The following is a 20,561-nucleotide window of genomic DNA, read 5'->3' on the forward strand; positions in this document are numbered from 1 at the left end:
GCGGGGGGTTTGTGGGGGTCAAGCTGGGCGAATACGCCCAGAAAATGGCGTCCGGGGTGGACCTTTCGACAAACACTTTCTACATGTTTTACCTTTTCCTCACCGGTTTTCACTTCCTGCATGTGGTGGTGGGCATGCTGGCGCTTGGATATCTGTGGGTAAAAACGCGGCGCGGGTGCTATGGCAGCCATGATTGCCACGCGTTGGAGACGGGCGCGGCGTTCTGGCACATGGTCGATCTGCTGTGGATCGTGCTGTTCCCGCTGGTTTACGTGATGCGTTGAGGAGCGAAGAGATGCCTGCTATTTCACACACCCGTGTCTGGCTCATATTGCTGGCCATCACGGCTGCAACGTACTGGATTGGCGAGGCGGGCCTGTCCGGCCATGGCTCCATGGGGCCGGTGCTGGCCATGTTTGCGCTGGCGTTCGTGAAAGGGGTGCTGGTGTGTCTGGACTTTCTGGAGTTGCGGCATGCGCCAGCCCTGTGGCGCTGGCTGGTGGTGGGCTGGCTGGCGCTGGTGCTGGCGTTGATCTTGCTGGCTTACTGGGTTAGCCTGCGGTAGGTGATTTCTCTGACACCGTGGACCGGCATCCTGTGTGCTGCCCAGGATGCCTTATGGATGTCATGCACATGACATGGGGCATGGGCAGCATGGCCTGTTCTTTTCAGGAGTCCTTATTCCATGACGCTGCCCAGTGCACTGACCAACCATGACGACCTGATGCGGCGCATTGCGAGCGATCTGGTGGACAGCTACGACGAAGAAATCGAGCTGGAGCTGGAAGACCGCAGCCTCGACGAGCTGGAGGGCCGCCACGTCACCGACCGCGCGGAGCGGCAGGCCTATTTCAAAGAGCTTTTTCGCTTGCAGGGTGAGCTGGTCAAGCTCCAGGACTGGGTGCAGCACACGCGCAAGAAGGTGGTGATCTTGTTTGAGGGGCGCGATGCCGCCGGCAAAGGCGGCGTCATCAAACGCATCACCCAGCGCCTGAACCCGCGCGTGGTGCGTGTGGCCGCGCTGCCTGCACCCAATGACCGCGAGCGCACGCAGTGGTACTTTCAGCGCTACGCCGCGCACCTGCCCGCTGCGGGCGAGATGGTGCTGTTTGATCGCAGCTGGTACAACCGCGCGGGCGTCGAGCGCGTGATGGGCTTTTGCACCGATGACGAGTACGAAGAGTTCTTTCGCACCGTGCCCGAGTTCGAGAAGATGCTGGTGCGCTCGGGCATCACGCTCGTCAAATACTGGTTTTCCATCACCGATGACGAGCAGCACCTGCGCTTTCTGGGCCGCATTCACGACCCGTTGAAACAGTGGAAATTGAGCCCCATGGACCTGGAAAGCCGCGTGCGCTGGGAGGCCTACACCAAGGCCAAGGAGACCATGCTCGAGCGCACCCACATCCCCGAGGCGCCCTGGTGGGTGGTGCAGGCGGTGGACAAGAAAAAGGCGCGCCTGAACTGCATTGCGCACCTGCTCGATCAATTCCCGTACCACGAGGTGCCGCATCCCCCGGTGGAGCTGCCGGAGCGGGTGCGCAACCCCGAATACCTGCGCCAGCCGGTGCCCCCTGAAATGTACGTTCCCCAGCGGTACTAAGCGCCGCCCGCGGCGGCTGCCGCCTTGGCGACAGCTGCTAGGTGCTTTCCTGAGTGTTGCAGTGCGTCATTTGCGGTTCAATGGAACCTTTAGTCCCTTCAGGATCGCCACATGCAACGTCGACACATCATTCAGTGGGGCGCAGCCGCACTCACCGCCGTCTCTCTGGGTACCGCCAGCGCCCAGAGCTTTCCCGCCAAGCCGGTCAAGCTCGTGATTGCCTTCCCCGCAGGCGGTCCCACCGATATCTCCATGCGCGTGCTGGCCGACAACGCCAGCAAGATCCTCGGCCAGCCCGTGATCGTCGAGAACAAGCCCGGCGCCGGTGGCACGCTGCCCGCGCAGGCGCTGCAGACAGCCCAGCCCGACGGCTACACGCTGGCGCAGATTCCGCTGGGCGTGTTCCGCCTGCCCTACACCACCAAGATCAACTGGGATCCGGTCAAGGACATCAGCTACGTGCTCAACGTCACGGGCTATGCCTTCGGCATCGTGGTGCCAGCCGATTCGCCGCTCAAGACCTGGACGCACTTTGTTGCCTGGGCCAAGGCCAATCCGGGCAAGCTGAGCTATGGCTCCACCGGAACCATGACCAGTCCGCACCTGACGACCGAGCTGATCGCGCAAAAGCTTGGCATCGAGCTGCTGCACGTGCCGTACAAGGGCAGTGCCGACCTCATGCAGGCCACCCTGGGCGGCCAGCTGATGGCCGCTGCCGACTCCACGGGCTTTGCGCCGCAGGTTGAGGCCGGCAAGCTGCGCGTGCTCAACACCTGGGGCGCCGAGCGCTTGGCCAAGTTCCCCGATGCGCCCACGCTCAAGGAACTGGGCCTGGACATCGTGCAGAACTCGCCGTTTGGCATTGGCGCGCCCAAGGGCACACCAGCGCCCGTGGTCAAGCGCCTGCACGACGCCTTCAAGCAGGCCATGGAGCAAGACAGCTACAAAACAGCCCTGGCGCGCTACGACATGGTGCCCATGTACATGAGCACAGCGGCCTACCAGAAGTTTGCCCAAGAGACTTTCGCACGCGAGAAAGCGCTGGTAGAGAAGCTGGGGCTGGCGAAGGCGCCGTGATGCTTTATTTTGAGTAGCCTGTATTGCTTATCTGTGAAGCGATACGGCTCTCAAAGGCTTCAAGGCTGAAGTCGCCCCATCAGTCCAGGCCCAGTTCGCGGGCGTCCGCCAAGTGGGCGTCCCACGCCCCGCTGAGGCGCGGGTCGGGGTCGCGGGTCAGGTAGCGGCTGCCTCGTGCGGCCCGTACAAGCAGTGCCCCGCCCGCAGCGGCCTGTAGCGCGGCCGTGCCGCGACGCTCTGAGCGCAGGGATACGGCGATCAGGGCCAGCCCAAGGCCCGCCACCATTAGGTTCTCACTGGGCAGGCGCGCTCTTGTCCGGTCGATGGCCTGCCAGTGTCGGAGTGTGTTGATCAAGTCCATACCTAACTCTAGCGCAGCTTGGGTGTGCCGGGGTACCGCCGGCCATGCCGGATGGCATCAACGTGTCGCCAGCACCGCGCGCGCGACCTCCGCAAACCCCGCACCACGCTCGCCCTGCGTTACAAAACGCGGCCGGTGCGTGAGTTGCGGCACAAAGCGCGCAATGTTGGCCACGCCCACGCTGTGCGGGAAATGTTCGAACATGACCTGGTCGTTGGTGGAGTCGCCCACATACACCCAGCGGTCGATCTCGGCGTCCAGGTCGCGCCCGAACAATTCGCGCACGATCCAGCGGGCACCTTCGAGCTTGTTGTGCGCCCCAAACCAGCCGTTGATGTGGATGCTGCTCACCGTGGCGTTCATGCCCGCGTCGCGCATGATGCGCACGGCGTGGTCAATGGCGTCCTGTGGCAGATGGGTGAATTCGCTGTGGTCGATGGCGATGTCTGTTTCACGGCCCGGCGAATCCGTGGCGCGGCGCGCACCGGGCACCTCACGCTCAATCTGCGCCAGAACCTGCTGCATGTTCGCGTAGTTGGCTGCGCGTGTGGCGGCGTCCTGTTGGTATATTTTTGATAGCTGCTCACGCTTGCTGTGATTAGGCAAGGGGCTGTTTTGATCAAAAACGTCTGCGCTGCGCTGCAGCGCCACCGCCCCGTTTTCCGCCACGATGGCATCCACGGGCCAGGTCGCTGCAAACGGCTCGCTCCAGCCCACAGGCCGGCCGGTGATGGGAATCACATGCAGGCCGCTCGCCTTGAGCGCACCCAAAGCCTGCAGCGCATCGGGGGTGATTGCGCCGTCGGTGGTCAGGGTGTCGTCGATGTCGGTGAGGATGCCCAGCAGCTGGCCAGGCACGGGTGCCGGCCACTCGGTCAGGGGACGCAAAAATGCAGTCATGGCCGCCGCCGTCAGTGGTTGCTGTCCAGCGCCAACCCCGCATGCTCGCGCAGCGGATGGAAATGAATCTTCGGAAATCGCTCCTGCGCCAGCCGCACGTCATACGGGCTGGTGCACAGGTAGGCGAGCGCGTTGGCGGCATCGTGCGACAGGCGCATGGGGTAGGCGTCGGTGAAGGCGCGCAGGTCGGCAGGGGTGTCGGCGGTGATCCAGCGGGCGCCCGTGTACTGGCAGCCTTCCAGGCGCACGTCGGCGTCGTATTCGGCCTTCAGGCGGTGCTGCACCACTTCAAACTGCAGCTGGCCCACGGCGCCCAGCAGCATGGGGCCACCCACGTCGGGCCGGAAAACCTGAATCGCGCCTTCCTCGCCCAGCTGCGCCAGGCCCTGCTGCAGCTGCTTGGTGCGCAGCGGGTTCTTCAAAATGACGGTCATGAACAGCTCGGGCGCGAAGAAGGGCAGGCCGGTGAACTGCAGGTTGGCGCCGTCGGTGATGGTGTCGCCCAGCTGCACGCCGCCGTGCGTGGTGAAACCGATGATGTCGCCCGCGTAGGCTTCTTCTACCGCCTCGCGGCGCTGGCTCATGAAGGTGACCACGCTGGTGGGGCGCAGCTCTTTGCCAGTGCGCTGCACCTTGAGCTTCATGCCCGGGGTGTATCTGCCCGAGGCCACGCGCACAAAGGCGATGCGGTCGCGGTGGTTGGCGTCCATATTGGCCTGCACCTTGAACACCACGCCGGCAAAGCCCTCGTCTTCGGGCTGAATGGTTTTGACCACGGCCTGCTTGTTGACCTGCAAGGTGCTGGTGCGCGGGCCGGGGGGCGGCGACATGTCCACCACGGCATCGAGCACTTCCATGACACCGAAGTTGTTCACCCCCGAGCCGAAGAACACGGGTGTGAGCTTGCCGGCCAGGAAGTCTGCGTGGTTCCATGCCGCCGAGGCACCCACCGCCAGTTCCATGCTCTCCAGCGCATCGTCAAACGACTGGCCAAAGCGCGCGCGCAGCCGGTCGGCTTCGGCCAGCGGCACCACTTCAAAGTCTTTCGGGCCGCGATCGCTGCCGGGGGTGAACACCGTCATGGTCTGCGTGCGCAGATTGATGATGCCGCCAAAGCTCTTGCCCTGGCCCACGGGCCAGGTGATGGGGCAGCAGGGCATGCCCAGTTCGCGCTCCACTTCGTCCAGGATGTCCAGCGGGTCGCGCACCTCGCGGTCCATCTTGTTGACGAAGGTGATGATGGGCGTGTCGCGCTGGCGGCACACTTCGATCAGGCGGCGCGTCTGCGCTTCCACGCCGTTGGCCGCGTCGATCACCATCAGGGCCGAATCCACGGCGGTGAGCACGCGGTAGGTGTCTTCGCTGAAATCCTTGTGGCCGGGCGTGTCGAGCAGGTTGATGACGTGGTCGCGGTAGAGCATCTGCATCACGCTGGAGGCCACCGAGATGCCGCGCTGCTTTTCAATCTCCATCCAGTCGGACGTGGCGTGGCGGCTGGCCTTGCGGCCCTTGACGGCGCCAGCGATCTGGATCGCGCCCGAGAACAGCAGCAGCTTCTCGGTCAGCGTGGTCTTGCCCGCGTCGGGGTGGGAAATGATGGCAAAGGTACGGCGGCGCCGGGTTTCAGAGGCGTAGGACACGGGGGGTTCCAGAAGGTGGGCAGGGTGCAAAGACCCTGCAGGGGCAAACGGCGGGCCAGCTTCTGTACAGCGGGTGCGCAGGGCGGCCGAACCCGCGATTTTACCGGGCCGGCGCGTGGCGCAGGCGGGGCGGGCGCAACTGCTTTTATAATCGCGGGCATCCGAGGAGCGTTGCAGCGCCCCCAGCTACTGGCGGGGCGTGAGGCTCGGAGTCATCCAGCAACGACGCTCATCCACTTATCGTGTGGTGAGCTTTTTTTTGTCTCCCCGCGTCAAGTGGCTTTTCAAACATGCTTTGGAGCACACCATGAACGCACGCGTCAACGCCCCCGTCAACACCGACTGCATCATTGCCGACATCGGCCTGGCCGAATGGGGCCGCAAAGAAATTCGTATCGCCGAAACCGAAATGCCCGGCCTGATGGCCATCCGCGAGGAGTTCGCTGCCAAACAGGCGCTGAAAGGCGCCCGCATTACCGGCTCGCTGCACATGACCATCCAGACCGCTGTGCTGATCGAAACGTTGCAGGCCCTGGGTGCCGAAGTGCGTTGGGCATCGTGCAACATCTTCTCCACGCAGGACCACGCCGCCGCCGCCATTGCCGCCGCCGGCGCGCCGGTGTTCGCGATCAAGGGCGAAACCCTGGCCGAATACTGGGATTACACGCACCGCATTTTCGACTTTGGCCCCGCCGGCAGCGAAGGCGAAGGCCCCAACCTGATTCTGGACGACGGCGGCGATGCCACACTGCTGATGCACTTGGGCAAGCGCGCCGAAAAGGACGCCTCGCTCATCGCCAATCCCACCAGCGAAGAAGAAACCTGCCTGTTCGCCTCCATCAAGGCCAAGCTGGCCGTGGACCCGACCTGGTACAGCCGCAAGAGCGCCCAGATCATCGGTGTGACCGAAGAAACCACCACCGGCGTGCACCGCCTCAAGGAGATGTCCGCCAAGGGCAGCCTGATGTTCCGCGCCATCAACGTGAACGACTCGGTGACCAAGAGCAAGTTCGACAACCTGTACGGCTGCCGCGAGTCGCTGGTGGACGGCATCAAGCGCGCCACCGACGTGATGATTGCCGGCAAGGTGGCCGTGGTGGCGGGCTATGGTGACGTGGGCAAGGGCAGTGCCCAGGCCCTGCGCGCCCTGAGCGCCCAGGTGTGGGTGACCGAGATCGACCCCATCAACGCCCTGCAGGCAGCGATGGAGGGCTACAAGGTTGTGACCATGGAATACGCCGCTGACAAGGCCGACATCTTTGTGACCACCACCGGCAACCGCGACGTGATCACGTTCGAGCACATGCAGGCCATGAAGGACCAGGCCATCGTCTGCAACATTGGTCACTTCGACAACGAAATTCAGGTCGCCAAGCTCGAAGAGCAATGCCAGTGGGAAGAGATCAAGCCCCAGGTGGACCATGTGATCTTTGCCGATGGCAAGCGCATCATTCTGCTGGCCAAGGGCCGCCTGGTGAACCTGGGCTGCGGCACGGGCCACCCGAGCTTTGTGATGTCGTCCAGTTTTGCCAACCAGACCATTGCCCAGATCGAGCTGTTCACCCACAGCGACTACTACGAAAACGGCAAGGTCTATGTGCTGCCCAAGCACCTGGACGAGAAGGTGGCGCGCCTGCACCTGAAGAAGGTGGGCGCCATGCTGACCGAGCTGAGCGACGAGCAGGCGGCCTACATTGGCGTGCCCAAGCAAGGCCCTTACAAGCCCGATACCTACCGGTATTGATTCTCCCTGAGGCGCTGCGCGCCTCGGTGGCACGCGCCACGGGCGCGGCCTCTTCGGTTTTGTGCAGGCCTGCGCAGGTGGGCCTGGAGCCTCGGGCCTCAGCCCCGGGGGCGGCGCCACCAGCTGCCCGGCAAAACCGGCTTCGCGGTGGCGCTGGCTTTTGGGGCATGGCCGTTTCATGCGCAATGCAGGAGCGGTTGCTTTGCTCCTGAAATAATAGCTATCTGCGCTTTATACACGGGCGCTAGAGGCTCTTTTGATTCAAAAAGGATGGGCGCATGCGTGCAGATGTTTTTCTGGTGGATTTTGGCCATGCGACCACGCGCTCGCAGGCGCAGCGGCTGATTGCTGCGGGCGTGGAGTGGCGCCTGTCGCCGCTGGCCCCGTGGCAGAAGGTTGCCAAGAATGGTGACGACATACCGTCCGTGGCCGAGGTGCGGCTGCTCGACGATGCCGAGGCCAAATACATCTCGCGCGGAGGGCTCAAGCTCGAAGGGGCGCTGCGGGCCACCGGCCTGGCGGTGACGGGGCTGCGCTGCCTTGATGTGGGGCAGAGCACGGGCGGGTTCACCGACTGCCTGCTGCAGCACGGCGCGGCGCAGGTGATCGGCGTGGATGTGGGTCACGGCCAGCTGCACGACCGGCTGCGCAGCGATCTGCGCGTGGTTTGTGTGGAGGGTGTGAATGCGCGTTCGCTGACGGCGCCGGCCTTGCAGCAAGCCTGCGATCTGGCGCTGTCCGAAGTCATCGAGGCCGAAGAGGACAACGAGACCCAGCCCGAGGCGCCCTACAGCTGGATGCGCAATGGCGGGCAGGTGGACGAGGAATACGACGACAGCAACGATGCCAAGGACAAGGACATCGAGACCTTCAAGTCCGAGCGCGCGGCCCGCGCCAAGGCCCGCGAGCAGGGCACGCTGCCGATTGAGCGCCGCCGCCGCGCCGAGTGCGCCAATGTGGACATCACGCCGGTGTTTGATGTGGTGACGGGCGACCTGTCGTTCATCTCGCTCACGCTGGTGTTGCCCGCGCTGGTGCCGCTGCTGGCGCCGGGCGGCCACCTGCTGATGCTGGTCAAGCCCCAGTTCGAGTTGCAGCCCGGCCAGGTGGGTAAGGGCGGCATCGTGCGCGATGTGTCGTTGTACGCGGTGGTGGAGCAACGCATCCGCGATTGCTGCGCTGAGCTGGGTCTGGAGGTGCAGGCCTGGCTGGACAGCCCCATCAGCGGTGGCGATGGCAACCGCGAGTTTTTTGTTTTTGCGAGGAGGTCTGCATGAACGCGGCCAACACCGCACCGGCCGCCCTGCCGGTCAGTTTCGAGTTTTTCCCGCCCAAGACGCCCGAGGGCATCGAGAAGCTGCGCACTGTGCGCCAGCAGCTCTATGCCCTGCAGCCCCAGTTTTGTTCGGTGACCTATGGCGCAGGGGGCTCCACGCAGGACGGCACCCTGCAGGCCGTGCAGTCCATCCTGGACGAAGGCCAGCAGGGCGCATCGCATTTCACCTGCGTGGGTGCGTCGCGCGATTCGGTGCGCGAGAAGCTGGCGCTGTTCCAGTCCATTGGGGTGCGCCGACTGGTGGCGCTGCGTGGCGATCTGCCCAGCGGCTACGGCAGCATGGGCGAATTCCGCTATGCCGCCGATCTGGTGGCCTTCATCCGCGCCGAAACCGGGGACCGCTTCCACCTAGAGGTGGCCGCCTACCCGGAGATGCACCCGCAGGCGCGCTCGCCCGAGGCCGATCTGCAGGCCTATGCGGCCAAGGTCAAGGCCGGTGCCAATTCGGCGATCACGCAGTTCTTCTTCAGCACCGACGCCTATTTCCGCTTCGTGGACGAGGCGCACAAGCTGGGCGCCGACGTGCCGGTGGTGCCGGGCATCATGCCCATCATCAACGCCAGCGGCCTGTTGCGCTTTGCCGACAGCTGCGGCGCCGAAGTGCCGCGCTGGATCCGGCTGCGCCTGCAGGGTTTTGGCGACGACACCGCGTCGATCAAGGCCTTTGGCCTGGATGTGGTGACCTCGCTGTGCGAGCAACTGCGCCAGCGCGGTGTGCCCAGCCTGCACTTCTACACCATGAATCAAAGTGCAACCACGCTGGAAATCTGCCGGCGCCTCGGTTTGTAATGGGGCGCGTGGCCTGGCGCGTCTTGGGGCTTGGGCCGGTTTGCATTGTCGCTGGAGAAGGTGGATGGAACTGTCACCTCCCGGTGGGTACGTTCGTTTTTTCGCAAAGAGGTGATCGATGCAGATGTCTGACCGGATGCGGCGCTGGCGCACCCTGACGGGTTTGGGGGCGCTTGCCTGCGCTCTGGTGGCCTGCGCACCCATGCCGGTGGCGGAAACGGCGGCGCCCGAAGCGGCTGCCGAGATGTCCATCGAGCCCCGCAACGCCTGCGAGCTGGCGCAACAGCGTGGTGTGCCAAGCTCCCGGTTTTGCGCGCCGTCGTCTGGCCAGCCACTCGAGCCACCGTCCACGGCCAGACAGCCGCCTGAACCGGTTCGCAACGGTGCAGGCGGGCGCGGGGCCGACAGCGCAGAGTTGCCAGAGCCCCTGGCCGAGCCCGTGCCCGAGAGCGACCAGCAGGGCCTGGCCTCCTGGTACGGCCCGCGCTTTCATGGCCGACGCACGGCCAGTGGCGAAATCTTCAACCGCCGGGCCCTCACGGCTGCACACCGCACGCTGCCGTTTGGCACCCGGGTGTGTGTGCGCAGCCAACTTACAGGCCGCGCTGTGGTGGTGCGCATCAATGACCGTGGCCCGTTTACCGGGAACCGCGTGATTGATTTGAGCCAGGCCGCGGCCCAGGAACTGGGCATGCAGGGGCTGGGTATCAAGCCCGTGGAACTGTGGCTGCTGGAGGAAGGCGAGGGCGATTGCCCGCGGTCGCTGTCGGTGTCGGCGCCGTAGGGCGCTGACCTGGCAGGAGCCGCTTTCAGGCCCTGTCGGTTCGCCGCCCCGTCGCACCGTGGGCAGCGGCGGTCGTGGCGCTTAGCCGCCCGATTCGAGCGTGTGGGTCGCGTGCTTGTCTTGCGCCAGCAATTCCACCATCTGGGGCAGGGCGGTCTTCAAGGCGGCCTTCAGGGTGAAGGGCGGATTGATCAAAAACATGCCGCTGGCAGGCAGGCCTGGGCGCTTGCGTTCGCCTTCTGCGTTCTCGGTGAGCTTGCTGGATTTCACGGTCAGCGTGGCGTGGAGCCAGCTCTTGCCCGCCTTGGTCGCCAACGTTTTGAGTCGGCGTGGCAGGTCGTGCGCCTCCGGGCGCGGAATGATGGGGTACCAGACGGCATAGGTGCCGGTAGCGAAGCGCTTGAGCGATTCGGCTGCCATGTCCAGCACCTTGGCATAGTCGCTCTTCATTTCATAGCTGGGATCGCACAGCACCAAAGCGCGGCGGGCCGGTGGCGGCAAAAATTTCTTGATGCCTTCAAATCCGTCTTCGTGCAGCACGGCCACTTGGCGGCCGGCCTCCAGTTGTGCCACGTTGCCGGCCAGCGCGCGCAGATCGGTGGGGTGCAGTTCGAACAGCTTGAGCTTGTCGTGGTCGCGCAGCAGCCGCTGGATGATGAAGGGCGAGCCCGGGTACACCTTGGTGGTGGCACCCTGGTTGAAGGCTTTCACCATGTCCACATAGGCCTGCAGCGCAGGCGTGAGGGCTGCAACGCCCGCTGCAGTGATGCGCAAGATGCCGCCACCCGCCTCACCGCTGGTGCTGGCATAGTCGCCATCGAGCCGGTACAGGCCCGCGCCCGCATGGGTGTCGAGCACCGTGAGGGCCGCGTCTTTGTCGGTGAGGTGTTGCAAAGTGGCAATCAGCACCGTGTGCTTGAGCACATCGGCGTGGTTGCCCGCATGGAAGGCGTGGCGATAACTGAACATGGCGCAATGGTAACGACTCGGCCCCTGGTTGCCGTAGTGCGCTGCGGCGTGGCGCAAAGTGGCCGGGCAGCGCGGGCCAGCGATGCTTGATTGCAACGCTATATAAAACATAGCTGTTAGCGCTTTGCTGTAAAGGGCTAGAGCCTGTTTTTATGTAAAATATCATGGGTGGCGCAGCGGTTGCCGTAGCCAGCGGGGCGGGGGCGCCGCGGCTGAGTCGCGGCACAATGGGCCGCTGTTCGGGCTGCGGGTGATGTTTTTCGCAGACAGGATGCCTTTTGTTTCAGGTCGCGCTGGTGCATGCTTCATGATGGCAGCCGTGACGGCACAGGTGCAGTCTCCTCCCCCATCCCGTTGCTGCCCCGGACGCGAGCCTGCTCTTTACCCTGCCCATGATGATCGAAAGCCCCAGTCAAACTTCTGCCAGCCGCGTCAACCATGTGGACGCGCTGCCACCGGGCACCCGCCTGGCCGAGTTTGAAATCCTGCAATTGCTGGGCGTGGGTGGTTTTGGCATGGTCTACAAGGCATTCGACCACTCGCTGCACCGTGCCGTGGCCATCAAGGAATACATGCCCTCGGCGCTTGCAGGCCGCGCGCAGGGGCAATCGCTTTGGGTGCGGTCGTCGCCCGACCAGCAGACGTTCCAGGCCGGGTTGACGTCGTTCATGGGCGAGGCGCGCCTGCTGGCGCAGTTTGACCACCCGTCCCTGGTGAAGGTGTTCCGCTTCTGGGAGGCTAACAACACCGCTTACATGGTGATGCCGCTGTACACCGGCATGACGTTCAAGCAGGCGCGCGCGCAGATGCGCACGCCCCCGCCCGAGGCATGGCTGCGCAAGATGCTGTGGTCGGTGCTGGGTGCGCTGCGCGTGCTGCACGATGGCAACACGCTGCACCGCGACATCTCTCCGGACAACATCTTCCTGCAGGACAACGGGCCACCGGTGCTGCTGGACCTGGGTGCCGCGCGCCATGCCATCAACGACCAGGGGCACAAGCACACGGCCGTGCTCAAGGTGAACTACGCCCCCATCGAGCAATACGCTGAAAGCGACGATGAATTGCGCCAGGGGCCCTGGAGCGATCTGTATTCGCTGGCCGCCGTGGTGCACGGCTGTCTGTGCAACGACACGCCGCTGCCTGCCACCTTGCGCTCCATCCGGGACCGCATGGTGTCGTTTTCGCGCGTGGCCAAGACGGTCAAGCGCCAGTTCGGGGTGGAGTATTCGGCGCCGTTTGTGGCCGCCATCGCCCAGGCCCTGGCCCTGCGCCCTGAAGACCGCCCCCAGAGCATTGATGCGTTCCTGCAGACCATGGAAATGACTTCGCCACCCGAGGGGGTGGGGCATTTTGACTTTCGGGCTGATCTGGGAGATATCTGGGTTGAGCCTGCGGACCATCCGGGCCTCGGCGTGCCTGCCCCTACGGTGGACGTGAAGTCCGCTACCAGGCAGAAGGCTGATCTGGAGGACCTGACCTACCGCTCTGGCAGGCCCGAACTGCCTGCGACTGGCGCGATCGCGCCGGATACGCAGCACAACGGTGCTGCCGAGGGGCCGGACACGGTGGCGGCTGACATGGCCGACACGGTGTTCATCGATGTTGGCGACTCGGTTTTCGAGGATGCCCACGCAGCGGACCATGCCCCGGCGGCACAAGCCTCGCGAGCCGGGCAATCTGGGCCCAAGCGCACGCGCCCGGCCTTGGGCAACGGAGCGAACAGAGAACATGGGCCAGAGCGCGCTGTCGCAGGTGCAACGGCACGGCGGCGGCCATCGCCGGTGTGGCTGACGGGTGTTGCATTGGCCTTGATCGTCGGGGCAGCGGCCCTGTGGTGGGCACAGGGCCGGTCTACGCAGCGGCCCGCAGACGACATCATCACGGAGCTCAAGGTGCCAGAGGTCGTGCCGGTCGCCGCCGCAGCCGGGACTGCCGCGTCGGAGCAGGTTGTGTCGGCAAATCCCTTGGGTGATGCTTCCGTGGCGGGCGGCGCCGAAAGGGAGGCGGTTGCAGGGGCTGGTGCCTTGGGCGGCGCGGCCACCGCCGAAGCGCCCGTGGCCCGCCCCACCGCGCGTGCCCTGGCCCAGCGTCGCAACACGCCCGAGCCCTCGGCTCCCGTGCCAGTGGTGGTGCAGGATGTGCCCGTGCCGCCACCCCCACCGGCCTTGGCACCCAAGCCCGTGGTGGCACTCGTGCGTGTGGGGCCCGAGGAGGCGTGCGCTGACGCCAGCTTTCTGGCCCGCCCGCTGTGTATCTTCAATGAATGCAAAAAACCCGGCCTCACGGGGCACCCGGTCTGCGTGGACGTCCGCCGGCGGCAGGAGGCCGACGAGCAGCGTCGGCAGATGCAAAACTGACACTGCGCAGCGTTCTGGCGAGCGCCCTTGCCTAAAAAGCGCGCAGCTTCGTATAATGGCAGGCTTCGCAGCGCTTATGTGGTCCCGCGGCGAAGACTCTATCCCACCTAAGAGGCTTCCGAAAGAGAAGCACCGACCGTGGAAAAGGACCCGCCAAACCCTCTTCATAAGAGAAACTCATGACTACTACTTTCAGCGCCAAGCCCGCTGAGGTCGTGCACGAGTGGTTTGTGATTGACGCGACCGACAAGGTCCTCGGACGAGTAGCCAGCGAAGTTGCTCTCCGTTTGCGCGGCAAACACAAGGCCATTTACACGCCTCACGTCGATACCGGTGACTTCATCGTCATCATTAACGCCGCCCAGATCAAGGTCACCGGCACCAAGTCCCTGGACAAGGTGTATTACCGCCACTCGGGTTATCCCGGCGGTATCACGGCCACCAACTTCCGCGACATGCAAGCCAAGCACCCCGGCCGCGCGCTGGAAAAGGCCGTCAAGGGCATGCTGCCCAAGGGCCCCCTTGGCTACGCGATGATCAAGAAACTCAAGGTGTACGGTGGTGCTGAGCATCCCCACACCGCCCAGCAGCCCAAAGTGCTGGAAATCTAAGGAGCCTTGAGATGATTGGTGAATGGAACAATGGCACCGGCCGTCGCAAGTCCAGCGTCGCCCGCGTGTTTCTGAAAAAAGGCTCCGGCAAGATCACGGTGAACGGCAAGGACATCCAGTCCTACTTCGGCCGCGAAACCTCGATCATGATTGCCAAGCAACCGCTCATGCTGACCAACCACGCCGAAACCTTCGACGTGATGATCAACGTGCACGGTGGTGGTGAATCCGGCCAGGCAGGTGCAGCCCGCCACGGCATCACCCGCGCCCTGATCGACTACGACGCGACGCTCAAGTCCGTCCTGAGCCAAGCCGGCTTCGTGACGCGTGACGCTCGTGAAGTGGAACGTAAAAAGGTCGGTCTGCACTCTGCACGCCGCGCCAAGCAGTTCTCGAAGCGTTAAGTTTCGCCACTGCGCAAGCGCTGTCTTTGGCCGCGCTTCATGCCCATCATCCTTGCGGTGGTGGGCAGCCAAAACAACCGCCTACGGGCGGTTTTTTGTTGGTGCGCCCGGCTGGCGCGTGTGCGTGTGCAAGCCGCACAGCGAGCTGTTGGGTGCAATGCCCCCACTGAAACTGGCGTCAAAAGCCGGTCGCCTGAATTCCCGACTGGATTGCAGTAGCATTCACGGGAAATCCTGAATTGGAGTACCCCATGAGTGCAGTTGCAGAAAACATCCAGACCGAAATGCCCACCCCCATTCTGTTCACCGACAGTGCTGCGGCCAAGGTGGCAGACCTGATCGCCGAAGAAGGCAACCCCGATCTGAAGCTGCGCGTGTTTGTCCAGGGTGGCGGATGCTCGGGTTTCCAGTATGGCTTCACCTTCGACGAAATCACGAACGAAGACGACACCACCATGACCAAGAACGGTGTCTCCCTGTTGATCGACGCCATGAGCTACCAGTACCTGCTGGGCGCCGAAATTGACTACAAGGAAGACCTGCAGGGCGCCCAATTTGTGATCAAGAACCCCAACGCTGCCAGCACTTGCGGCTGCGGTTCCAGCTTCTCGGCCTGACCACTCGGGCGGGCAGATACCTCAGGCCGGGTAGACGGCCCCTAGAACACGGGCGCCTTTTGCGCCCGTGACGCTTTGGAGGTTGCCGGTTTGGCCCAGCAGCGTCTGGCGCGCCAGCCAGGCAAAGGCAGCAGCCTCCACTTGCATTGCCGGCAGGCCCAGATCATCGGTCGGCACCACCGAGACACCTGGCAACAGCGCCTGAAGGCGCTGCATCAGGTGCGTGTTCAAGGCGCCACCACCGCACACCGCCAGTATTTTGCTATATTTTTCATAGCTGCTAGCGCTTTCTGCACAAGCGCTAGCGGTCAATTCGGTTAATGTTGCCTGCACGTCAACGGGCCGTGCCATGGGAAACCCGGCCAGCGCCGCTGCCAGCCACGCCGGGTTGAAAAGGTCGCGTCCGGTGCTTTTGGGTGGCGGCTGGTGCAAAAAAGGCTCTTGCATCAGTGTGGCAAGCAGGTCGGGAAGGACCTGGCCCTGGGCGGCCCAGGCGCCGCCGCAGTCATACGCCTGGCCGGTATGCAACTGGCACCAGTGGTCCATGAGCGCATTGCCGGGGCCACAGTCAAAGCCCTGCACGCTGCCGTCGGCTCCCAGCACGCTGAGGTTGGAGATGCCGCCAATATTGAGCACCAGCACCGTCTCACCCGCACGGCCAAACACCCCTTGGTGGAAAGCGGGCACCAGCGGTGCGCCCTGGCCGCCGGCGGCCACATCGCGGCTGCGAAAGTCGGCCACCACGGCAATGGCGGTGTGCTCGGCCAGCAAGGACGGGTTGTTCAGTTGCAGGGTGTAACCCGTGCCGTCGAACTCCTGGGGCCGATGGCGCACGGTTTGACCATGGGCGCCAATGGCCTGCACGGCGCTGGCAGAAACACCGCTGCATTGGAGCAAGGTACGCACGACTTCGGCATAAGACCGGGCCAGCGCATTGCCCGCGAGGGCTGCGCGGTGCAGTTCATTGGGTCCGGGGGTGTTGAGTGCGAGCATTTCTGCTCGTAAATCAGCAGCTAAAGGCGCTGATGCATGGCCAATGATGGCCATTTTTTCGTGTGAAAAATCGGCCAGAACACCATCCACTCCGTCGAGCGATGTGCCCGACATGAGGCCAATGTACAAGCCGCGCATGTCCGATGGCCTATCGCACCAGCGCTGCGTGCCAGGTGCGGCAGCGGCTTATTCTGCGCTGGCCTGCAGCACCAGCGCGGCAGCCGACAGTTGCACGCGCATGTTGGCGGCCAGGCGATCGAAGGCGGGCCGCGCGGCAGCCGACACCGGGGCGGCGGCTTCGCTTTGCTGGGCGATGGTCTGGGGGTCCTGGTGCTCCCCGTTCACGCGGAACTCGAAATGCAGGTGTGGGCCCGTGGCCCAGCCCGTGGCGCCCACGGCACCGATGGTCTGGCCCTGTTCGACGGTTTGGCCTTTTTTCACATCCATGCGGCTCAGGTGGGCGTACACGGTCTGGTGCTGGTTGCGGTGCTTCACGAAGATCACATTGCCAAAGCCGTTCTGCACCCCGGCAAATTCGACGACGCCGTCACCCACCGTGCGCACGGTGGTTCCGGTGGGGGCGGCATAGTCGGTGCCCAGATGGGCGCGCCATTTTTGCAGGATGGGGTGAAAGCGCATCTTGAAGCTGCTGCTCACGCGCGAGAACTCCACCGGCGATGTGAGGTAGGCGCGGCGCATGCTTTCGCCGTCGAGGGTGTAGTAGGTTCCCTTGCTGGTGCCGGGGTCCTGGAACCACATTGCCTGATGGGTCTTGCCGTTGTTGTGGAATTCTGCGCTCAGCACGCGGCCGCTGCGCAGGGGTTCTCCGTCGGCTTCCAAGGTTTCATAGACCACCGAAAAACGGTCGGACTTGCGCAGGGAGCGGTGGAAGTCGATGCTGCCCGAGAACAGCTCTGCAATCTGCACGGCCACTGAATCGGGAATGCTGGACGCGTCGGTGGCGGCAAACAGCGAGCTGCTGATCACCCCGCCCGCCAAGCGGCTGCCGGTGGTGAGGGGGGCGGTTTCGATGCGCGAGGAAAACTTTTCGCCAGTGCGCTCCACCACCAGGCGGCGGAAAGTGCCGCTGTCGTCCGGGGCCCAGCGGGCCGTCAGGCGCAGCAGACGGTGGTCGTCAGTGGTTTCGGCCGAGACCGAGCGGCCCGCACGGCCCAGCAGGTTCTGGCGAACCGATGCATCGCTGCGCAGAAAGGCAGCGGCGGCAGGGTCGGCCACGCCCATGCGCTGCAGCAACGATTCCGCGGTGTCGCTGCTGCGGGTCTGCTCGGAGCGGTACAGCGAGAAACCGGGCGCTTCCAGGGCGGCCAGCGCCGGGCTTTCCGCCAGTGATTCCACGGCGTAGCTGATCTGGCGTACCGGCAGGTCCGAAGCATCGGGTGCCAACGATGCCACGGCAAAGGCGCCGCCGCCGCCAGTCAGCAGCAGGGCCGCCACGGCGGCAGTGATACGTTTGGGGTGTTTCTGGACACTGTGAGTCAGCTGGTCTAGCAAAGCCAGGCTGGCGGTGGTGAAGCCGTTGATCAAAGGTCTGTCCCCAAGGGTGAAGGTACGCCCGGTGATGTGTCCCGCTGCAACGCGGGGTAAAACCGGGGGTACAAGCTGTCAGGCTGCAGGCATTCGACAGGGTTACCAAGGTGTCGAAACGGCGAGACCACTAGAATCCGCCTCTGCAAGTGTGGGCTGAAGTATAGCGGCGCATGCTGTCTGGACATCCCATAAAACCCTTATGAATCAATCTTCTGTTACAAAAAACCCGGTATCCGATGGTGTAGGCCGGGCCCTCGAAATCTCGTTGCGCGGCGTGGAAGAGTTGCTGCCGCAGGACGAGTGGATCAAGAAACTGGCACGCTCCGAAGCCACCGGCCAACCCCTGCGCATCAAGCTGGGGCTGGACCCCACGGCTCCAGACATTCACATCGGCCACACGGTGGTGCTGAACAAGATGCGCCAATTGCAAGATCTGGGCCACCAGGTGATTTTCCTGATTGGTGACTTCACCAGCCTGATCGGCGACCCGTCGGGGCGTAACAGCACGCGCCCGCCGCTCACGCCTGAGCAGATCAAGTTCAACGCCGAGACCTACTACCGCCAGGCCAGCATGGTGCTGGACCCGGCGCGCACCGAGATTCGTTACAACAGCGAGTGGAGCGAGCCGCTGGGCGCCACGGGCATGATCCAGCTGGCCGCCAGGTTCACGGTGGCGCGCATGATGGAGCGCAACGATTTTCACGACCGTTTCAAGGCGGGCAATCCGATTGCGGTGCACGAGTTTCTCTACCCGCTGATGCAGGGGTACGACTCGGTGGCCCTGAAAAGCGATCTGGAACTCGGTGGCACCGACCAGAAGTTCAATTTGCTCATGGGCCGCCATTTGCAGCAGGAATATGGCCAGGAGCCGCAGTGCGTGCTCACCATGCCGCTGCTGGTCGGCCTGGACGGCATCGACAAGATGTCCAAGTCGAAGAACAACTACATCGGCATCACCGAAGACGCCAACACCATGTTTGCCAAGGTGCTCTCCATCAGTGACACACTGATGTGGGACTGGTACACGCTGCTGTCGTTCAAGAGCCTGGCCGAGATCGCCGCGCTCAGGGCCGAGATCGCGGGTGGCCGCAACCCCAAGGATGCCAAGGTGGCGCTGGCCAAGGAAATCACCGCGCGTTTTCACAGCGCGGCTGCGGCCGAGGCGGCCGAGCAGGATTTCATCAACCGCAGCAAGGGCGGCGTGCCCGACGAGATTCCCGAGGTGGCCCTGACGGGTGCGCCGCTGGGCATTGGTGCCTTGCTCAAGCAGGCCAACCTGGCGCCGTCTACCAGCGAGGCCAACCGCCTGATCGACGGCGGCGGCGTGCGTGTGGATGGTGGCGTGGTCAGCGACAGGGGCCTCAAACTCGACGCGGGCACTTATGTGGTGCAGGTGGGCAAGCGCAAGTTTGCACGCGTGAACCTGGCCTGATTTTTTGATTAAATTGGCTGCTAGCGCTTATGGATAAGGCGCTGGTAGCTATCAAAATAAAAGCAATTGAGGTGAGTCGGACGCGCCGGCCCCTGCTCAATCCAGGTTGTCATTCAGATCCGGATCGGGCACATCGCCAATGGCCTGGCGGGTGGCCTCGGCCTGTACCTGCAGCCAGGCACAGAACGCCTTGATTTCCGGCCGTTGTGCGCTGCGCGGCCCCACCATCAGCCAATAGGCCAGCGGGGAGTCGATGCGGTGGCCAGGCAGCACCTCCACAAGGTCTCCAGCGGCCAGTGCGTCGGCAATCAGCGGCATGCGTGCCAGCGCCAGGCCTTGGCCGGCCAGGGCGGCCTGCACGATCTGGTGGGCGTAGTTGAAATACAGCCAGCGCTCGGGCTGCAGCCGGGTCAGGTGGCACGCTTCAAACCAGCGGCGCCAGCTGAGCCACTCCAGGTGCTGGCTGCGGTGCGCGTCGCCCGCCTCGATCAGGGTGAACTGGGCTACATCGGCCGGGGTGCGCAGGGGCTTGCCGCTTTTGAGGAGCCAGGGGCTCGCCACCACCGCCAGTTGCTCGCCAAACAGGCGCAGCCCGCCCTGGGTGCCCGGGCCTGGCAGGGTGTAGCGCAGGGCCAGGTCCACATCCGAGGTTTCCAGGTCCACCGGCACGTCGCTGGCATCAATGCGGATGTCAATGCCCGGGTTGTCGCGCTGGAACTCTTCCATGCGCGGAATCAGCCACATGGATGCAAAGCTGGCCCAGGTGGTGATGGCCACGCTGCGGCGCCCCGCCGTCTGGCGCACCTGGCGCACGGCGGCGTCCATGCGCTCAAGTGCCGGGGCCACGGCCCGCTGCAGCTGCGCACCGGCGCTGGTCAGCTCCACGGCCCGCGTATGGCGCAGGAACAGTGCCACACCCACTTCTTCTTCCAGCGCCTGGATCTGGCGGCTCACGGCCGACTGCGTGAGCGCCAGCTCATCGGCTGCGGCGCGGAAGTTCAGGTGCCGTGCCACGGCCAGAAAGGCGCGCCAGTGGCCGGTGGCCACGGGGCGGGTGCGCAGCACGGCGGGGGCGTATTCGGCAGTGGCCATGGGAACGATGATTCATGCGTTGGTGGAATGAATAGCGTACCGCGGTTTCATTGGACTGTGGGCAGTGGTCGGCGCACCATGCGTTGTCTTTAAAGCCTATTTTTCGTGCCAAGGAGGCCGCCATGTCATCCCTTTCATGTCTGGAATTGCAACAATCCGCTCGGACTAACAGGGTGGGCCGCAGCGCGGCCGGTTGCTGGCAACTGGCCCCAGGCCGTGCGCTGTCGCTGCGCCTGCAAACCCCCGGTGTACTGCGGGTGGCCCGGGGGCGCGCCTGGCTCACCCTGCGTGGGTGTTGGGG

General features: G+C 64.2%; 21 protein-coding genes and 1 riboswitch. Of the genes, 14 read left to right on the plus strand and 7 right to left on the minus strand.

Annotated elements, in window-relative coordinates:
• From DTW89_RS14560 to DTW89_RS14575, 4 genes are all read left to right on the plus strand, one after another.
• The coding region (locus tag DTW89_RS14560; protein ID WP_201741013.1) for a cytochrome c oxidase subunit 3 at window positions 1-284 on the plus strand (284 nt) is incomplete at its 5' end.
• An 11-nt stretch (window positions 285-295) separates the two neighbouring features.
• Entirely contained in the window at window positions 296-565 is a 270-nt protein-coding gene (locus DTW89_RS14565) for a cytochrome C oxidase subunit IV family protein (RefSeq protein WP_024814051.1), read from the plus strand.
• A gap of 120 nt (window positions 566-685) precedes the next feature.
• Window positions 686-1,603 carry a polyphosphate kinase 2 gene (gene ppk2, locus DTW89_RS14570; RefSeq protein WP_024814052.1) on the plus strand — a complete coding sequence of 306 codons (918 nt, stop codon included), beginning with the start codon at window positions 686-688 and terminating at the stop codon, window positions 1,601-1,603.
• 111 nt (window positions 1,604-1,714) lie between these two features.
• On the plus strand, window positions 1,715-2,680 hold the full coding sequence (locus DTW89_RS14575; RefSeq protein ID WP_114656468.1) for a Bug family tripartite tricarboxylate transporter substrate binding protein: 966 nt from the start codon (window positions 1,715-1,717) through the stop codon (window positions 2,678-2,680).
• Between the two features lie 79 nt (window positions 2,681-2,759).
• Here the strand turns inward: DTW89_RS14575 and DTW89_RS14580 are convergent, their stop codons facing one another.
• From DTW89_RS14580 to DTW89_RS14590, 3 genes are read right to left on the minus strand one after another with little or no spacing between them, the layout of a single operon-like run.
• Window positions 2,760-3,041, minus strand: coding sequence for a hypothetical protein (locus DTW89_RS14580; protein ID WP_024814054.1), 282 nt, complete (start codon window positions 3,039-3,041; stop codon window positions 2,760-2,762).
• A 57-nt stretch (window positions 3,042-3,098) separates the two neighbouring features.
• Window positions 3,099-3,941 carry an HAD-IIB family hydrolase gene (locus DTW89_RS14585; protein WP_114656469.1) on the minus strand — a complete coding sequence of 281 codons (843 nt, stop codon included), beginning with the start codon at window positions 3,939-3,941 and terminating at the stop codon, window positions 3,099-3,101.
• Window positions 3,942-3,952: 11 nt separating this feature from the next.
• Window positions 3,953-5,581 (minus strand): peptide chain release factor 3, encoded by a 1,629-nt coding sequence (locus DTW89_RS14590; protein WP_024814056.1) that lies wholly within the window; start codon window positions 5,579-5,581, stop codon window positions 3,953-3,955.
• Between the two features lie 159 nt (window positions 5,582-5,740).
• Window positions 5,741-5,819: riboswitch (S-adenosyl-L-homocysteine riboswitch) on the plus strand.
• 69 nt (window positions 5,820-5,888) lie between these two features.
• Here DTW89_RS14590 and ahcY point away from each other — a divergent pair.
• The 4 genes from ahcY (at window position 5,889) to DTW89_RS14610 (ending at window position 10,234) form a co-directional block, all read left to right on the plus strand.
• Complete coding sequence (gene ahcY / locus DTW89_RS14595; RefSeq protein WP_114656470.1) at window positions 5,889-7,325, plus strand: adenosylhomocysteinase; 1,437 nt, start codon at window positions 5,889-5,891, stop codon at window positions 7,323-7,325.
• Between the two features lie 278 nt (window positions 7,326-7,603).
• Window positions 7,604-8,602: a TlyA family RNA methyltransferase gene (locus tag DTW89_RS14600; RefSeq protein WP_114656471.1), complete on the plus strand. Its 999-nt coding sequence runs from the start codon at window positions 7,604-7,606 to the stop codon at window positions 8,600-8,602.
• Window positions 8,599-9,450: a methylenetetrahydrofolate reductase [NAD(P)H] gene (gene metF, locus DTW89_RS14605; protein WP_114656472.1), complete on the plus strand. Its 852-nt coding sequence runs from the start codon at window positions 8,599-8,601 to the stop codon at window positions 9,448-9,450. Before DTW89_RS14600 ends, metF begins: the two co-directional genes overlap by 4 nt.
• A 118-nt stretch (window positions 9,451-9,568) precedes the next feature.
• Window positions 9,569-10,234, plus strand: a complete 666-nt coding sequence (locus DTW89_RS14610; RefSeq protein WP_236637158.1) for a septal ring lytic transglycosylase RlpA family protein — start codon at window positions 9,569-9,571, stop codon at window positions 10,232-10,234.
• Between the two features lie 81 nt (window positions 10,235-10,315).
• Here DTW89_RS14610 and DTW89_RS14615 read toward each other — a convergent pair whose 3' ends face one another.
• A complete protein-coding gene (locus DTW89_RS14615) occupies window positions 10,316-11,203 on the minus strand; it encodes a 23S rRNA (adenine(2030)-N(6))-methyltransferase RlmJ (protein WP_114656473.1) in 888 nt (295 codons plus the stop codon).
• A gap of 395 nt (window positions 11,204-11,598) precedes the next feature.
• On the opposite strand from DTW89_RS14615, the gene DTW89_RS14620 reads away from it, so the two are divergent.
• The 4 genes from DTW89_RS14620 (at window position 11,599) to erpA (ending at window position 15,195) form a co-directional block, all read left to right on the plus strand.
• Entirely contained in the window at window positions 11,599-13,563 is a 1,965-nt protein-coding gene (locus DTW89_RS14620; RefSeq protein WP_114656479.1) for a serine/threonine protein kinase, read from the plus strand.
• Between the two features lie 179 nt (window positions 13,564-13,742).
• Window positions 13,743-14,174 (plus strand): 50S ribosomal protein L13, encoded by a 432-nt coding sequence (rplM, locus tag DTW89_RS14625; RefSeq protein ID WP_024814063.1) that lies wholly within the window; start codon window positions 13,743-13,745, stop codon window positions 14,172-14,174.
• Window positions 14,175-14,185: 11 nt separating this feature from the next.
• Window positions 14,186-14,578, plus strand: coding sequence for a 30S ribosomal protein S9 (gene rpsI / locus DTW89_RS14630; RefSeq protein ID WP_111864712.1), 393 nt, complete (start codon window positions 14,186-14,188; stop codon window positions 14,576-14,578).
• Window positions 14,579-14,829: 251 nt separating this feature from the next.
• Window positions 14,830-15,195, plus strand: a complete 366-nt coding sequence (gene erpA / locus DTW89_RS14635) for an iron-sulfur cluster insertion protein ErpA (RefSeq protein ID WP_024814065.1) — start codon at window positions 14,830-14,832, stop codon at window positions 15,193-15,195.
• Window positions 15,196-15,216: 21 nt separating this feature from the next.
• On the opposite strand, the gene DTW89_RS14640 is transcribed toward erpA, so the two are convergent.
• Together DTW89_RS14640 and DTW89_RS14645 are read right to left on the minus strand one after the other, a co-directional pair.
• On the minus strand, window positions 15,217-16,326 hold the full coding sequence (locus tag DTW89_RS14640) for an anhydro-N-acetylmuramic acid kinase (RefSeq protein WP_114656474.1): 1,110 nt from the start codon (window positions 16,324-16,326) through the stop codon (window positions 15,217-15,219).
• Window positions 16,327-16,374: 48 nt separating this feature from the next.
• Window positions 16,375-17,733 (minus strand): M23 family metallopeptidase, encoded by a 1,359-nt coding sequence (locus DTW89_RS14645; RefSeq protein ID WP_114656475.1) that lies wholly within the window; start codon window positions 17,731-17,733, stop codon window positions 16,375-16,377.
• Window positions 17,734-17,935: 202 nt separating this feature from the next.
• Here DTW89_RS14645 and tyrS point away from each other — a divergent pair, with 202 nt between their 5' ends.
• Window positions 17,936-19,168, plus strand: coding sequence for a tyrosine--tRNA ligase (gene tyrS / locus DTW89_RS14650; RefSeq protein ID WP_114656476.1), 1,233 nt, complete (start codon window positions 17,936-17,938; stop codon window positions 19,166-19,168).
• Window positions 19,169-19,264: 96 nt separating this feature from the next.
• Here tyrS and DTW89_RS14655 read toward each other — a convergent pair whose 3' ends face one another.
• Window positions 19,265-20,260: a LysR substrate-binding domain-containing protein gene (locus DTW89_RS14655; RefSeq protein ID WP_114656477.1), complete on the minus strand. Its 996-nt coding sequence runs from the start codon at window positions 20,258-20,260 to the stop codon at window positions 19,265-19,267.
• A gap of 122 nt (window positions 20,261-20,382) precedes the next feature.
• On the opposite strand from DTW89_RS14655, the gene DTW89_RS14660 reads away from it, so the two are divergent.
• Window positions 20,383-20,561: DUF2917 domain-containing protein (locus DTW89_RS14660; RefSeq protein ID WP_114656480.1), on the plus strand; the 179-nt coding region annotated here is incomplete at its 3' end.

It is taken from the genome of Acidovorax sp. BoFeN1, assembly GCF_003345135.1.
Taxonomy (GTDB): domain Bacteria; phylum Pseudomonadota; class Gammaproteobacteria; order Burkholderiales; family Burkholderiaceae_C; genus Acidovorax; species Acidovorax defluvii.